Origin of the sequence: Aldersonia sp. NBC_00410 (assembly GCF_026342035.1) — a bacterium.
Classification (GTDB): domain Bacteria; phylum Actinomycetota; class Actinomycetes; order Mycobacteriales; family Mycobacteriaceae; genus Aldersonia.
On record NZ_JAPENM010000001.1, the window covers coordinates 751408 to 766323 of the forward strand.

14 protein-coding genes are annotated in these 14916 nt (G+C 66.6%); 10 read left to right on the forward strand and 4 right to left on the reverse strand.

What is annotated here, in order from left to right; genetic code table 11:
• Positions 1–5 precede the first annotated feature (5 nt).
• From OG921_RS03505 to OG921_RS03545, 9 genes are all read left to right on the forward strand, one after another.
• A complete protein-coding gene (locus OG921_RS03505) occupies positions 6–983 on the forward strand; it encodes an ABC transporter permease (protein WP_266110932.1) in 978 nt (325 codons plus the stop codon).
• A 10-nt stretch (positions 984–993) separates the two neighbouring features.
• The gene (locus OG921_RS03510) at positions 994–1905 is read left to right on the forward strand and encodes an ABC transporter permease (protein WP_266110933.1); all 912 of its coding nucleotides are present in this window, start codon (positions 994–996) and stop codon (positions 1903–1905) included.
• Positions 1902–3749, forward strand: coding sequence for an ABC transporter ATP-binding protein (locus OG921_RS03515; RefSeq protein ID WP_266110934.1), 1848 nt, complete (start codon positions 1902–1904; stop codon positions 3747–3749). The genes OG921_RS03510 and OG921_RS03515 overlap by 4 nt, the downstream gene beginning before the upstream one ends.
• 52 nt (positions 3750–3801) lie before the next feature.
• On the forward strand, positions 3802–5469 hold the full coding sequence (locus OG921_RS03520) for an ABC transporter family substrate-binding protein (protein ID WP_266110935.1): 1668 nt from the start codon (positions 3802–3804) through the stop codon (positions 5467–5469).
• On the forward strand, positions 5470–6108 hold the full coding sequence (locus OG921_RS03525; RefSeq protein ID WP_323182660.1) for a hypothetical protein: 639 nt from the start codon (positions 5470–5472) through the stop codon (positions 6106–6108).
• A gap of 49 nt (positions 6109–6157) precedes the next feature.
• Positions 6158–6880 (forward strand): FadR/GntR family transcriptional regulator, encoded by a 723-nt coding sequence (locus OG921_RS03530; RefSeq protein WP_266110936.1) that lies wholly within the window; start codon positions 6158–6160, stop codon positions 6878–6880.
• A complete protein-coding gene (locus tag OG921_RS03535) occupies positions 6877–7563 on the forward strand; it encodes a sterol desaturase family protein (RefSeq protein WP_266110938.1) in 687 nt (228 codons plus the stop codon). The genes OG921_RS03530 and OG921_RS03535 overlap by 4 nt, the downstream gene beginning before the upstream one ends.
• A gap of 229 nt (positions 7564–7792) precedes the next feature.
• Complete coding sequence (locus OG921_RS03540) at positions 7793–9772, forward strand: CocE/NonD family hydrolase (RefSeq protein WP_266110940.1); 1980 nt, start codon at positions 7793–7795, stop codon at positions 9770–9772.
• Positions 9773–9884: 112 nt separating this feature from the next.
• A complete protein-coding gene (locus OG921_RS03545) occupies positions 9885–10235 on the forward strand; it encodes a CD225/dispanin family protein (RefSeq protein ID WP_266110942.1) in 351 nt (116 codons plus the stop codon).
• 66 nt (positions 10236–10301) lie between these two features.
• On the opposite strand, the gene OG921_RS03550 is transcribed toward OG921_RS03545, so the two are convergent.
• Both OG921_RS03550 and OG921_RS03555 read right to left on the reverse strand, forming a co-directional pair.
• Positions 10302–11366, reverse strand: a complete 1065-nt coding sequence (locus tag OG921_RS03550; RefSeq protein ID WP_266110944.1) for a diacylglycerol kinase — start codon at positions 11364–11366, stop codon at positions 10302–10304.
• 10 nt (positions 11367–11376) lie between these two features.
• Positions 11377–12168 (reverse strand): SDR family oxidoreductase, encoded by a 792-nt coding sequence (locus tag OG921_RS03555; RefSeq protein ID WP_266110945.1) that lies wholly within the window; start codon positions 12166–12168, stop codon positions 11377–11379.
• Positions 12169–12277: 109 nt separating this feature from the next.
• Here OG921_RS03555 and OG921_RS03560 point away from each other — a divergent pair, with 109 nt between their 5' ends.
• On the forward strand, positions 12278–13174 hold the full coding sequence (locus OG921_RS03560) for a helix-turn-helix domain-containing protein (RefSeq protein WP_266110947.1): 897 nt from the start codon (positions 12278–12280) through the stop codon (positions 13172–13174).
• 79 nt (positions 13175–13253) lie between these two features.
• Here OG921_RS03560 and OG921_RS03565 read toward each other — a convergent pair whose 3' ends face one another.
• Together OG921_RS03565 and OG921_RS03570 are read right to left on the reverse strand one after the other, a co-directional pair.
• A complete protein-coding gene (locus OG921_RS03565; protein ID WP_266110948.1) occupies positions 13254–14042 on the reverse strand; it encodes a 1-acyl-sn-glycerol-3-phosphate acyltransferase in 789 nt (262 codons plus the stop codon).
• A gap of 51 nt (positions 14043–14093) precedes the next feature.
• Positions 14094–14855, reverse strand: coding sequence for a 1-acyl-sn-glycerol-3-phosphate acyltransferase (locus tag OG921_RS03570; protein ID WP_266110949.1), 762 nt, complete (start codon positions 14853–14855; stop codon positions 14094–14096).
• Positions 14856–14916: the final 61 nt, after the last annotated feature.

Here is a 14916-nt window from a genome sequence, read left to right on the forward strand (position 1 = left end):
GCACTATGGCTGGGTTCCTGCTGCGTCGCGCGGCCAACTATCTGGTGTTGCTGCTGCTCGCGTCGTTTCTGACCTTCAGCCTGACCTCGCTCATATTCCGTCCGCTCGACAGCCTCGAGCAGCGCAACCCACGCCCGCCGCAGTCGGTGATCGACGCGAAGGCGCAGGAGTTGAACCTCGACGAACCGATCCCGAAGCGATACGTGGAATGGCTGGGCGGGGTGCTGCACGGCGACTTCGGCACCACGAACACCGGCCTGCCGATCACGGACGAACTCGGCCGCCGGATCGCGGCGAGCCTGCGCCTGCTCGTCCTCGGGTCGGTGATCGGTGCCGTGCTCGGCGTGCTGATCGGCGCGGCGGGCGCGATCCGGCAGTACAAATTCAGCGACTACTTCACCACCGCAGTTTCGCTGTTACTGCTCAGCACGCCGGTGTTCCTGGTCGCGACCCTACTCAAATACGGTGCGCTAGAGATTAACTCGGCCACCGGGCAACAGATCTTCCTCTACACCGGCGAGACGTCCGCGACCGCGGTGGAGGGCCTGTGGGCTCAACTCGTCGACCGTGGCAAACACCTCGTGCTGCCGACTCTGACTCTCGCGCTCGGCGCGATGGCCGGCTACAGCCGATACCAGCGCAACGCGATGCTCGACGTGCTCGGCGCCGACTTCATTCGGACCGCCCGGGCGAAGGGGCTGACCCGGCGCCGCGCGATGCTCAAGCACGGATTGCGGACCGCGCTGATCCCGATGGCGACACTGTTTGCCTACGGGTTCGGCGCTCTGGTCACCGGCGCCACATTCGTCGAGAAGATCTTCGGCTGGCATGGCATGGGCGAGTGGCTCATCACCGGAATCGACACCCAGGACACCAACATCGTCGTCGCGTGCACGTCGTTCATCGGGCTGGTCGTGCTGCTCTCGGGCCTGCTGGCGGACGTGGCCTACGCCGCGCTCGATCCCCGGGTCCGGGTCGGCTGAGGAGAGACCAATGAGCGAAGTCGAGATCGTCACCCACAGCGAGGTCGATGTTGCCGCGGCGGGTCGTCGCACGCTGGTGCGCCGGCGCTTCCTGCGCAACCGACCGGCAATCGCGGGCGCGGTGATCCTGGTCCTGCTGTTGTTCGCGAGCTTCCTACTGCCGCCGTTTCTGCCCTACGACTATCAGGAACTCGACTACACGGCACTGCTGCAGCCGCCGAGTCGCGAGCATCCGTTCGGCACCAACCAGATCGGCCAGGATGTGCTGGCGCAGACCCTGCGTGGGTTGCAGAAGTCACTGATCATCGGGGTGTGCGTGGCACTGTTCACCACCGCGCTCGCGGCGACCGTGGGTGCATTGGCCGGCTACCTCGGTGGCTGGACCGACCGGGTGGTCATGTGGGTGGTCGACCTGCTGCTGGTGGTGCCCAGTTTCATCATCATTGCGGTGTTCAGCCCGCGCACCAAGGCCAGCGGGTCGATCTTCTTCCTGATCGTGCTGCTCAGCGTGTTCGGCTGGATGATCACCGCCCGCATCGTGCGCGGCATGACACTGTCGCTTCGGGATCGCGAATTCGTCCGCGCCGCAAAATATATGGGTGCGCCGGCGCATCGGGTCATCGCGACACATATCGTGCCGAACATCGCCTCGATCCTCATCATCGACACCACGCTCAACGTGGGCGCCGCGATCCTCGCCGAAACCGGTTTGAGCTACCTCGGTTTCGGTGTTCAGCAGCCGGACGTGTCGTTGGGTTCGCTCATCGCGAGTGGTACCGCGTCGGCGTTGACCTATCCGTGGCTGTTCATGTTCGCCGGTGGACTGCTGGTGATCACCGTGCTGTCGGCGAACCTCATTGGCGATGGGCTGCGGGATGCGTTCGACCCCAGCGCAACCGGCGCGCGGAAGGCTCGCCGATGAGTCAACCACTGCTCGAGGTCTCCGATCTGCGGGTGAGCTTTGCGAGCGAAGAAGGCCGCGTCGAGGCCGTGCGCGGGGTCGACTACCGCGTCGACGACGGCGAGGTCGTCGGCATTGTCGGCGAGTCCGGCTCCGGCAAATCCGTGTCGTCCTTGGCCGTGCTCGGACTGCTGCCCGAGCACGCCCGGGTGACCGGATCGATCCGATTACGCGGGCGCGAACTACTCGGCATGGGCGACCGGGAACTGTCCGCGCTGCGCGGCGCGTCGATGAGCATGGTGTTCCAGGACCCGCTTTCGGCGCTGACGCCGGTGTACCGGGTCGGCGATCAGATCGCCGAGGCCCTGCTGGTGCACGGCCGGGCCGCGAATCGCGCGGAGGCCGCCGAGCGTGCGGTGGAACTGCTGCATCTCGTCGGTATCCCGGATCCGGCATTGCGCGCCAAGGCTTTTCCGCACGAGTTCTCCGGCGGGATGCGGCAGCGCGTGGTGATCGCGATGGCCATCGCGAACGATCCGGAACTGATCATCTGCGACGAGCCGACGACGGCCCTCGACGTGACGGTGCAGGCCCAGATCCTCAACTTGCTGCGCAAGGCGCGCGATATCACCGGCGCCGGCGTCGTGATGATCACGCACGATATGGGGATCGCCGCGACGCTGGCGGACCGGATCATGGTGATGTATGCGGGCCGGATCGTCGAGTCTGCCACGGCGACAAATGTTTTCTCCCAGCCGCGGATGCCGTACACCGCAGGTCTGCTCGGCTCCATCCCGCGACTGGACGCTCCGGCGCGGGCGCCGCTGGTGCCGATCGCGGGCGCGCCGCCGCAGCTGCACGCCCTGCCGCCGGGCTGTTCGTTCGCCCCGCGCTGCCCGCTGGCCGAACCGCGCTGCGTGACCGCGGAACCACCGCTCGAGCAGGTACCCGAATCCACGGAAACCCACCTCGCGGCTTGTGTGCGCACCGACGAACTCGGCAGCGACGCGTTGTTCGCAGCCTTCCGACGCGAGGCTGCCGAAATGCCCGAGGTTCCGGAAGGTGACGGGGATCGCGTGGTGCTGCGCGTGCAGGACCTCACCAAGACCTACGCGATCACCTCGGGGCTGGTGTTCAAGCGGCAGCGCGGCGAGGTCCGCGCCGTGGACGGGATCAGCTTCGAGCTGCGCGCCGGCCGGACCCTGGCGCTCGTCGGCGAGTCGGGTTCGGGCAAGTCGACGACGCTCACTCAGATCCTGGACCTCGTCGCACCGGAGTCCGGATCGATCGAGGTCCTCGGGCACGATGTCGCGACACTGACGCGCGCGCAGCGGCGGGCCCTGCGACCGCGGATGCAGATCATCTTCCAGGACCCGACCGCGGCGCTCGATCCGCGGTTGCCGGTTTTCGACCTGATTGCCGAACCGCTGCGGGTCGACGGCCGGCCGCGCAGGGAGATCGCTCGTCGGGTGCCCGAGCTGCTCGATCTCGTCGGATTGCAGCGATCACATGCGGACCGCTACCCGGCCGACTTCTCGGGCGGGCAGAAGCAGCGCATCAATATCGCGCGGGCACTCGCGCTCGATCCGGAACTGTTGGTGCTCGACGAGCCGGTGTCGTCGCTGGACGTCTCGATCCAGGCGGGCGTGCTCAACCTGCTCCGCCGACTGCAGGCCGACCTCGGGATGTCGTACCTATTCGTGTCGCACGACCTGTCGGTGGTCCGGAATCTGGCCCACGATGTGGCGGTTATGTACCGCGGCAAGCTCGTCGAGCAGGGACCGGCGGAGCGAGTCTTCGACGCGCCCGAACACGAATACACCCGTGAGTTGCTCGCGGCGATTCCGACAGCGTCACAGCTATGACCGCCGGATCTCAGCGACTACGCTGCCCCTACCCCAGGCAGGAAGGAAGCCAATGCGCCCAGGTCTTCGGTTTGTTGCACCCCTGATCGCGCTCGTTCTCCTGCTGGCCGCTTGTGGTGGCGACACGGCCGATTCGAGCGACGCCTCGGGCTCGCTCGGCACAACGAACGACATCAACCCGACCGATCCGGACCTCGTCGCGGACGGCGGGAATCTGCGACTGTCCCTTTCCGCGTGGCCGGAAACCTGGAACAACCTGTCGGTCGACGGAGCCAATGGCGAGATCGGCAGTCTCGAGCGACCGATGCTGCCCAGGTCGTTCAAAACCGACGCGGCCGGGGGGCTCTCCCTCAACACCGACTATTTCACCAACGTCGAACTGACCAGTTCCGATCCTCAGGTCGTCACCTACACGATCAACCCGAAGGCAGTGTGGTCGGACGGTACACCGATCACCTGGGAAGATATTGCGGCACAGGCGAATGCGCTCAGTGGCCGTGACCCCGCCTACCTCATCGCGAACACCAGCGGCTTCGAGCGAGTGCAGAAGGTGGAACGAGGTGTGGACGACCGGCAGGCCGTGCTCACCTACGCCCAACCGTATGCGGAGTGGCAGGGCCAATTCGCCGGAAACTCGATGCTGTTCCCCAAATCTGTCACCTCGACCCCGGAAGCATTCAACACGTCGCTGACAAACGGGATTACGCTCACGGCAGGACCGTTCATGGTGGCCAACCTCGATCGCGGCCAGAACCGCATCACCCTCGGCCGGAATCCGCTGTGGTGGGGCAACACTCCGAAGCTCGACACCATCACGTTCAGTGTGCTCGATGACGCGGCGCGCGTACCGGCGTTGCAGAACAACGAGATCGACGCGGTCGGCCTCGCCACCGTCGACGAGTTGAAGACCGCGCAGAACTCGGCCGGAGTCGTGGTGCGCCGGGCGCCCGGAAATCAGTTCTCGCATGTGACGTTCAACGGCGCTCCGGGTTCCATCATGGAAGATGCCCGGCTAAGGACAGCGATCATCAAGGCCGTCGATCGCCAAGGCATCGCCACCGCAATGCAGAACGGCATGGTGGCCGATCCAAAGCCGCTGAACAATCACGTCTACCTGCGCGGACAGGACGGTTATCAGGACAATGCCCCGGGCTACGATCCCGCTGCCGCAGAACAGGAATTGGACGCGCTTGGGTGGAAGCGCAATGGCGAGTTCCGCGAGAAGGACGGTCGCCGGCTCGAGATCCGCGACGTGATGTACCAGTCCACGACCTGGGTACAGATCGCGCAGATCATTCAGCAGAACCTCGCACAGATCGGGGTGAAGCTGAACATCGATACCCGCAGCGGTCAGGGCTATTTCACCGATGTCATCCAGCCCGGCGATTTCGACATCGCGCAATGGTCGTGGGCCGGCGACGCATTCCCGATCAGCAGTCTGCCGCAGATCTACGCCTACAATCCGGACGATCTGCAGGGCAACTACGGCCGGATCGGTTCACCGGAACTCAACGATCTGATCGAGCGCACCACGTCCGAGCTCGACCCGCAGAAGGCGACCGAAATGGCCAACGAAGTCGACCGGCAGGTCTGGGCCGAGGGGCATTCGATGACACTCGTACAGGCGCCCGGAAACGTGGGCGTGCGTGACAATCTCGCGAACTTCGGCGCGGCAGGGCTGGCATCCTACGACTACACGATCATCGGCTTCCTGAAATAGGTGCTTCCGCAGGCCCTGCGCTACCCGGCTGGGACGGCGATCTCGGCGATCTTGCTCTGCCTGGCGCTCGTACCATTCGGCAACGCGGATGAGGTCGCGGCGCTGGCCGTGGTCGTGCTGGTCGTCGCCGGCTGGACCGGTGTTCGTCTCGCGGGCACGCGGACCGATCCCGAGACCCGGCCGGTGCGGGTGCGCCGGGTGCGCGTGCAGCACCGACTCTCGAGCCGATCCTGGCTCGAAATGCGTGACGACGAGCGGACCTACTGGCTACCGGTGTATTTCGATCCCGCCCTGATCGCCCTGCCGTCGCCGACGGCGGGGACCGCGGGTGCGCGGGTCGTGACGGTGGACGGCCGGCGGTTCCTGGCCTCGGGGCGGCCGCGCAGTACCGAGCCGGTGGGCCGGCTGATCGACAATCCTTCGCGCAGCGCGCCCGACGCAACGGCTCGCGGGCTGGCCGCCAACCACATCGGTCGAAGGTTGTTGCTCGATGCGCAGTCCGCGGTCGGCGCGCCGCTGCTCGGCGTCCTGTGGGTCTTCGTCGCAGGTGGCGGGATCGCAGCCTTCGCCGGAGCGACCATCGTCGGCGCATGCGCGGCCATCTGGTGGTCGGCGATCGGCGGATCCGATCCGAGCTGAATTGGTCTGACCACTTGACCTACAGCCACCGCCCGGCCACACTCGTCGGATGACGTTGGAGCCGGTCAATCGGCGCTCGGTGCCCGAGGAGGTGTTCGAGCAGATCGCCGCGAAGGTCCTCGACGGTGATTTCCGGCCCGGCGAGGCCCTGCCCAGCGAACGGAGGCTCGCCGAAGTGCTGGGTGTTTCGCGACCCACCGTGCGCGAAGCGATCAAGCGACTGTCGGCCGCCGGGCTCGTCGAGGTCCGTCAGGGCGATGCGACGACCGTGCGCGACTACCGCCGGCACGCCGGGATGGAACTGCTTCCTCAGCTGCTCATCCGCAGCGGCGGGCTCGACGTCTCCGTCGCCCGCAGCATGCTCGAGGCGCGGATGCACAACGGCCCGAAGGTCGCGGAGCTCGCGGCCCTGCGCGCCGACGAAAACGCGGCCACGGCACTTCGCCGGCTCGTGGATGAACTCGAATCGGCAACCGATCCGGTGCAGCGCCAGCTCATCGCGATGTCCTACTGGGATCGGGTCGTCGATGCCGCCGACTCCATCGCCTTCCGGCTCATGTTCAACACGCTGCGCGCCGCCTACGAACCGGTATTGCCGGCGATGGCATTCGTGATGGACGCCGAGGTCGGCAGACCAGAGGCCTACCACGCGCTCGCCAATGCAATCGGCGCAGGCGAGCCCGCCGCGGCCGCCGCCGCCGCCCGCGACCTCCTCGAACCCGCCACCTTCACAATGCTGACCGCACTCGATGCGCTGGAGAAAATGCCATGACCACCCGCCGGGCAGATCGATCGCGCGCCCGGATCGGCGAGACTCTCCCCGCCGCGTTCGTGGAGTTCCTGCGCCATCCGTCGCCGTGGCTGATCGTCACGACACTGACCGGTGCCATCGTGGCGCGGATCGCGTTGGGCGACTGGCAGATCCGCGATCTCCTGATCCCGGTGATTTTCTTCGTCGCCTTCCCGTTCATCGAATGGGGCATCCATGTGGCGCTGCTGCACTGGAAGCCGCGGAGCATCGTCGGGCTCGGGATCGATCCACTGGTGTCCCGCAAACACCGTGAGCACCACGTCGATCCGCGGATCATTTCATTGATCTTCGTGCCGTGGCAGGTGCTGCTCTGGCTGCTCCCGGCGCTCGTCCTGATCGGGGTCTTCGCGTTCCGCAGCGTCGGGCTCGCATTCGGGTTGACGTTCTCGGTTACCGCACTGAGTTTCCTCATGGTCTACGAGTGGATTCACTACCTCATCCACACCGACTACAAGCCGAGGCACGCGCCCTACCGCGCGGTGTGGCGCAACCACCGCCACCACCACTTCAAGAACGAGCACTACTGGTTCACCGTCACCAGTTCGGGCACCGCCGACCGCGTGCTGCGCACCTATCCCGATCCCCACGAGACCAGGACGTCGAAGACCGCGCGGAACCTGCACGCACTCGACGGGGCGGCCTAGCCACGACCATGGGATTCGCGATTTCACCGAATCGCGATCTTGTGACGTTCGGATCGTTATCATTGCGGTGCGCTATTTACCGTTAACCGACTCGCACCGACAACCCCCGTGGCCGGTGACAGTTGCGGCGCACCGGCGCCGCACATCGCGGAGGGACCGCAGGAAAGTGGCCGCATTAGGAGCTGGTGGATTCGTCGGTCGCTGGGCAGTTCGCTTGGGCGCCCCGGCAATGGCCGCACTGGTCTTCGCCGGCGCGACGGCATCGGCCGCGCCGATCATGACACCCGATGCGGGGAACCTCGGCGCCACCTGGACGGCCGTCGAAGATGGCCCGCAGCAGTATCCGAACGTTCACATCGATTGGGACGTGCCGATCACGATGAGTGACGGTGTCGTGCTCAAAGCGAATGTCTACCGTCCCGCCGATGCGTCCGGCCGGCCGATCGACACCCCACTGCCGACGATTCTGAACATGACCGCGTACACGAAACTCGTGTCGGCGGTGGCGGATGCGACGCTGTCGATTCCCGGCTTCTCCGACGCCTTGATGAAGTACGCCCGCGAGTTCGACCTGTCGGGAACACCGTTCGCGGGAATCACCGAACTCACCCAGGCCCTCGGTGGTGGTTTCGCACGCAACTTCGCCGTCGATCGCCAACTCGTCCGCAGCGGCTACACGCAGGTCGTGGCCGACGTGCGCGGCACCGGGTTCTCGCAGGGCGTCTGGAACGTCTTCCAGGCCCGCGAGCAGCAGGACACCGTGGAGACGATCGATTGGGCCGGCACCCAACCGTGGTCCAACGGGAAAGTCGGCATGACCGGCGCCTCCTACTCCGGGATCAACCAGGTGCAGGCCGCCGCCAAGCACCCCCCAAATCTGGAGGCGATCTTCCCGGTCGTCCCGGGCAACGACCTGATGCGCGACATCGTCGCGCCCGGCGGCATGGTCGGTGTCGCCTTCCTCGTCCCGTGGCTGCTCGCGGTCAACGGCACCAAGATGATTCCCGACGTAAGCGCGCTGGCTTCCGGAAGATTCGACTGGAAATGGCTTTCCGATCGGATCGCCAGTCCATTCACCTTCGTAGACCTGGTCCTCGCGTCGCTCACCACACCGACCATCGACGCCGTGCCGCCCAACCTCGCGGAACTGCTCACCGACGTCAGTTCGATACGCCAGGACTGGCTCGGGCAAGCGAGCAGGATCAGGATTCCGACCTTCATCATCGGTGGTTGGCACGATCTGTTCGCCAACGGCGAGCCGCGCATCTACAACGAGATTCCGCTGCCGCCCGGGCAGAAGCAGTTGGTGATGGGCGATACCTATCACATCTCGGCGAGCAGCGGCTTCGGCGAACCGGGCGCTCCGCCGCGCACAGACGTGCTACAGCGCGCGTGGTTCGACAAGTGGCTCAAGGGAATCGACAACGGCATCGACCGCTACGGCCCGGTCAATCTGTTCCAGCAGGGCGGTGGGTGGACCACGACGAGCGCGTTTCCCCGGCCCGGCACGAGCTACCAGCGCATGTACCTGTCGGCGGCGCCCAGCGGGACTGCCGCGCATAGCCAGTACGACGGCAGCCTGCTGCCCACCCCGCCCTCGAGCACCAACCAGCTCACGATCGGCCCCGGCGTCACGAGCGTCTGCTCCCGCGACACCGCCTACATCACCGCAGGCGCGTCCGCGGTGCTGGTTGGCTGCAGCCGCGATGCCCGGCCACAGGAACTCGACGGGCTCACCTTCACCGCCGCACCGGTGACGAGACCGACGCCGATCTCCGGGCCGATCAACGTGCATCTCAACACCGTGCACGACGCGACCGATGGTTTCTGGACCGCCACCCTCAACGATGTTGCGCCCGAAGGCACCTCGGTCGTGCTCACCACCGGGCAGTTGACGTCGTCATTGCGCGAGGTCGATCCGTCGCACAGTCGGTACTCGGCCAACGGCGATCTCACCGACCCGTACAACACGCTCACCCTGGCATCGCGCCAGCCGGTCGTCCCGGGGCAACCAACGCAACTCGACGTCGGCCTGACTCCGACCGATGCCGTGCTGGCACCCGGGCATCGGCTGCGGGTGGATATCTACGCAAGCAACTTCCCGAAGGGCACGCCGCTGCGGCCGCTGCTGAACGAGAGCGCACTCGCCCAGCAGCACCTGCTGCTCGACCCCGACGCGCCCAGCTTCGTGAATGTCCCGCTGGGATAGCGCGCACAGGGCTGGTAACGGGTAGCGGGAACATACCGAGCGCGAGCCGCATCCAAGCGAGCACAGGCGCGATGTCGAGCCTTCGGAAACTCCTTGCTTGGAAGGAAAATCGTTGTACCCAAATCAGTTCCAGACCCCCGCCCCGAGCAACGTCCCCGGTGGACCGATGCACCACCCTCGCCCAGCGTTGCCGCCGATCAACGCCGGTTGGGCCGCTGCGACCGTCGTGTTTTTCTGGCCGTTGGCATTCGCCGCGTTCAACCACTCCTCGCGGGTGTTTCCACTCTGGTCGATGGGCGACTACGCCGGCGCCCAACGCGCATCCGACCAGACCAAGTCGTTGGGCAAGATCTCCCTCATCCTGTGGGCCATCCTCGGCCTCGGAATCCTTGCCCTGTACGGCTTCGCGATCTGGGCCGCGATCGCCCTCGACAGCGACACCAGCACCCACACTCACCATTAGGCACAGCGAAGCGCCCGCCCCACGAGACTTCGGTGGAACGGGCGCTTCGCGGTGCTCAGTCCGGGATCAGCGTCCCGGGCCGGTGATGAGCGGGAGGTCGAGCGTAGTGCGAATGCCCGGCTTCGCTGCGACGACTGCCGGGGCGGCGTTCACCACACGCATCGCGGTGGCAACCAGCCCGGCGTGGTTGTGGTCGCCAAGCGAGCTGGACAGGCACAGGTCGAGTGCATAGTTCGGCTCGCCGGTGACTTCGATCCGGTACGAGCCGCCCTCCTGCGCCGGTTGCGGCCAGTCCGGTGCGAGGTCGGCCCGCGTGCGGGTGACGTGCTCGAGCACGACCGGGATCTCGTCACCGACCACACCGCGCACCTCGAACCTCATTGCGGCGGTGGTGCCTTCGGCAATCTTGCCGGACGAGATGTCGAATGATTCCGGTGCGGGCAGCCGCTCGTGGACCTCGGTGACCGCATCGAGCTCGATACCGAGACCGGCTGCGAGTTGGCGGACCACACTGCCCCAGGCCAAGGACAGGACGCCCGGCTGCAACAACATCGGCGTCTCGTCGAGCGGCTTGCCGAAGCCCATGATGTCGAACATCACCGCCGGATTGTCATAGGTGGCGTAGTCGACGATTTCCATACAGCGCACCTGATCGACCCGCTGGCAGGTGCCGGTAAGGGCAAGCGGCAGCAGGTCGTTGGCGAAGCCGGGATCGATACCGTTGACGAAGATCGACGAGTTGCCCTCGGCTGCTGCCTTTTCCAGTGGCTCGAGCAGGTTCGCAGGCAGCACGTCCCACGGGTACTGCAAGAACACCGGTGCGCTGGCCACCACGTTGACGCCCGCGGCGAGGATCGCGCGCAGATCCTCGAGCGCTTCCATCAGGCGGTTGTCGGTCATCGCGGTGTACACAACGACGTCGGGCTTGTCCGCGAGTACGCGGGCCTTGTCGGTCGTCGCGAGGACGCCCGTCTCGACATCGAGTCCGGCGAGCGCGCCGGCGTCCACACCATTCTTCGCCTCCGAGGAGACGACGACGTCGACGAGGTCGAACCGCGGGTCTTTGATGATTCCGGTCAGCGCGTGCTTTCCGACGTTGCCGATGCCCCAGGCCGCGACACGAAGACTCATTCGATTCCTCCTACAGATCGGGTAGTGGCATTTCCATGTTCGGGGTATTCAGTCCGCCGTCGACCTCGAGCACCTTTCCGGTGAGGTAGCGACCGGCAGGCGAGGCAAGGTAGAGCGCGGCGGCGGCGATATCGGACGGGTCGCCCAGGTAGCGCAGCGGCGTCGCGGCCTCCATCGGCTTACGCAGTTCATCGACGCCCGCGACGATGTCGAGCGCCGAGGTGAGGATCGCGCCCGGTGCGATGCCGTTGACCCGGATCCGCGGCGAGAGGTCGAGCGCGGCGAGCCTGGTGTAGTGCGCGAGCGCGGCCTTCGCGGTGCCGTAGGCACCGAAGCCCCGGCCCGGCAGCCGACCCACAGCCGAGGTGATGTTGATGATCGAACCGCCGCCCGCGGTCTCGAGCATCTTCGGCACCGCCGCGGTCAGCAACGCGTGCGAGTTGATCACGTTGAACGAGAACGCCGCGGCGAGGTCCTTGTTCGTGGTGTCGAGCAGCGGCTTCGGCATGGCACCGCCGACATTGTTGACCGCGATGTCGAGCCGGCCGAACTCGTCCACGGCGGCCTGCGCGAGCGCGGCGACGGCCTCATGGTCGGAAAGGTCCGCGGCGACCACGTGCGCCCGCTGCCCGGCGGCGGCCACCTGGCCCGCGACCTTGTCCAGATCGGCGGCCGTTCGCGCCGCAATCACGACGTCGGCACCGGCCTCGGCGAATGCCAGCGCAATCGCGGCGCCGAGTCCGCGGCCGGCACCGGTCACGACGGCGACCTGCCCGTCGAGCCGGAAGTTGTCGAGAATCATCGCTGGCTTCACTCCCTAAGCAATCGCTTACCGTCGAATATTCGACTTGCAATCGCCGAATAGTCGATGCACAGTAGCGCCGACGGGACGTGACGACAAGGGAGGGACGATGGCACCGCACAGCTCCTCGCCGCCCACCCGGCGCGTCGTGGACGTGATCGCGCTGCTCACCGAATCCGCACGCGGATACACCATCGCCGAGATCGCGAAGGCGACCGGCGCCGCGCGCGCGACCGCCACCGCCGTGTTGACCGAGCTCACCGCGGCCGGATGGACCATCCGCGATTCCGAACTGCGCTACCGCCTCGGTCCGGCACTGTCCGGCCTACACGTTCCCGCCCCGCCCATCCCTGCCGGGGTCGACGACGTACTCACCGCGCTTGCCGCACGCGCGGGGTGTGGGGTCACGCTGAGCCGCATCGAACCGCGCCGGCTCACCGTGGTCGCCAAACACCATGCCGGTTTGCGGATTGTGCCGGGACTGTCTGTGGGACAGCGTATTCCGCTGGCGTATCCAGCGGGCGCGGCGGTCATGCCGTGGCGGGAGCGCGACGACCGAGACGCCTGGCTCGCCACCGCACCGGCACCGCGCCGCGCAGGCATCGAACTGCTTGGCACCGTGCGCGAATTCGGGTGCGCGGTTTTTCGTCCCGTCGCCGACGACGTCGGCCTCGTCGACGTGCTCGCGGATCTGCTCGCTGTGGTCGGCAGCGACGTCCTGCGGCCACAACTGCGCGACCGGGTGCTGCGCCAACTCGCCAGCCTCACGTCGCGTCCGTACACCGCAACCGAACTGCATTCGGACGCCGCGCTGCCGGTGAGCTACCTGACCGCGCCCGTGTTCGACGACGCACTGCCCGGCTTCGAGGTGCAGCTGGCGCCGTTGCGCCCCGCGGTGCCGGGCGCCGAGCGCGAGGCGTATGTCGCCGCGCTGCGCGAGGCGGCGCAAGAGCTCTCCGAACTTTCCGTTGCGGGCGGGTCCGGTCGCGCACCCGCCAAGGTGTGAATGGAAGATTTGGTGCGTCCAATCGACTGAACGGAACCGTTCAGTCGATCTGTTCGACTGAACGGTTCCGTTCATCCCGTCAAAAGAGGGTGCGGCGGCGCGGTTTCCGGGGTGCGGCGAGCGCTGCTGCGGCCTTCGCCCGACGGGCGGCGAACTCCGCGATCTCGAGTTCCTTCGCGGTCGCCGGATCCGGTGCGCTGCCGCCGAACCGCGCGGGGACCCAGGGTGCGCCGGGCTCCATCGGGTATCCGGTCTGCGCTTTGTCGAGCAGCACCGACATCGCGGCACGCAGTTCGACGGTGAGTTCGTCGACCGTCCCGTGCGGCGGAATCGGTTCACCGATAACGATATTCACCGGGAATTTATGCCGGCCGAGCTGGCGCGGGAAGCCCTTGGTCCACACCCGGTGCGCACCCCAGATCGTCATCGGGACGATCGGCACGTCTGCCTCCAGCGCCATCCGCGCCGCGCCGGTCTTGAAGTCCTTGAGATCGAAGCTGCGGCTGATCGTTGCCTCCGGGTACACGACGACGATCTCGCCGTCGCGCAGCGAGTTCACTGCCTTGCCATAGGACTCGGCGCCTGCCTCACGATCCACGCCGATCGCCTTGCAGTGCCGCATCAGGAAACCGACGACGGGATTGCGTTCGAGCTCGGCCTTCATCATGTAGCGCACATTGCGGCCCGACTTGCGGCCGACGAGCCCGGCCTCGAAGAAGTCCACGTACGAGGTGTGGTTGACCGCGAGCACCGCACCACCCGACCGTGGCATGTTGCGCTGGCCGGTGATCGCGATGCGCAGACCCTGCGCAGCGATCACCGTCTGCACCAGCACGGACAACGCGTCGTAGACGGGTTCGCGCTTCATCGCGGTCACTCCCCTGGTCGGCTGCTTCCTACTCGCCCTGGTCGGCTGCTCCTACTCCCCCTGGTCGGTGGCCTTCGCCGCGCGCCGCTTGGCCTTCGCCGCGGCTTCCTCGGCGTCCATCCGATCGGCTTCCTCCAGCGTGGGCGCGCTGCCGCCCAGCTTCGCCGGCACCCAGTACTCGCCCGCCGGATGCGGGTAGTCCTGCTGCAGACCCGCCAGCAGTTCCTGCATCGTGGCGCGCACCTGTGCGGTGAGTTCGGCGGCGGGCTCGAACGGCGCGATCGGTTCCCCGACGGCGATCGAGATCGGTGTGTTCGAGCGTCCGAGGTGCTTGTCGAAGCCCTTGGTCCACACCCGCTGCGCACCCCAGATCACGACCGGCACGATCGGCACATCCGCCTCGATGGCCATCCGCGCAGCGCCCGACTTGAACTCCTTGATCTCGAAGCTGCGGCTGATCGTCGCCTCGGGATACACGCCGACGAGTTCGCCCTTGCGCAGGACGTCCACCGCGGCGCGGTAGGAGTCCGCGCCCGCTCCGCGGTCCACCGGAATGTGCTTGAGCGCGCGCATGATCGGACCGGAGATCTTGTTGTCGAACACTTCCTTCTTCGCCATGAAGCGGATGTAGCGCTTCGGGGTCCGGACGGGCAGCCCGGCGTAGGTGAAGTCCATGTAGCCGGTGTGGTTGATCGCGATCACCGCGCCGCCCTTTGCGGGGACGTTCTCCGCGCCGTGCACGGTGAAGGTCAGGCCTTGCAGAAAGAAGACGGCGCGGGCGAGGCCGATAGCCGTCCGGTAAACGGGATCCACAACGAGTGAGCCTATCCGTTCGGGGCACATCGGACGGTGCTGGCACCGGGTCGCGTCACGG

Excerpts from the sequence above, each read along its gene's own strand:
- OG921_RS03505 (WP_266110932.1), top strand. The coding sequence starts at position 6 with ATGGCTGGGTTCCTGCTGCGTCGCGCGGCCAACTATCTGGTGTTGCTG.
- OG921_RS03510 (WP_266110933.1), top strand. The coding sequence starts at position 994 with ATGAGCGAAGTCGAGATCGTCACCCACAGCGAGGTCGATGTTGCCGCG.
- OG921_RS03515 (WP_266110934.1), top strand. The coding sequence starts at position 1,902 with ATGAGTCAACCACTGCTCGAGGTCTCCGATCTGCGGGTGAGCTTTGCG.
- OG921_RS03520 (WP_266110935.1), top strand. The coding sequence starts at position 3,802 with ATGCGCCCAGGTCTTCGGTTTGTTGCACCCCTGATCGCGCTCGTTCTC.
- OG921_RS03530 (WP_266110936.1), top strand. The coding sequence starts at position 6,158 with ATGACGTTGGAGCCGGTCAATCGGCGCTCGGTGCCCGAGGAGGTGTTC.
- OG921_RS03535 (WP_266110938.1), top strand. The coding sequence starts at position 6,877 with ATGACCACCCGCCGGGCAGATCGATCGCGCGCCCGGATCGGCGAGACT.
- OG921_RS03540 (WP_266110940.1), top strand. The coding sequence starts at position 7,793 with ATGGCCGCACTGGTCTTCGCCGGCGCGACGGCATCGGCCGCGCCGATC.
- OG921_RS03550 (WP_266110944.1), bottom strand. The coding sequence starts at position 11,366 with ATGAGTCTTCGTGTCGCGGCCTGGGGCATCGGCAACGTCGGAAAGCAC.
- OG921_RS03555 (WP_266110945.1), bottom strand. The coding sequence starts at position 12,168 with ATGATTCTCGACAACTTCCGGCTCGACGGGCAGGTCGCCGTCGTGACC.
- OG921_RS03560 (WP_266110947.1), top strand. The coding sequence starts at position 12,278 with ATGGCACCGCACAGCTCCTCGCCGCCCACCCGGCGCGTCGTGGACGTG.
- OG921_RS03565 (WP_266110948.1), bottom strand. The coding sequence starts at position 14,042 with ATGAAGCGCGAACCCGTCTACGACGCGTTGTCCGTGCTGGTGCAGACG.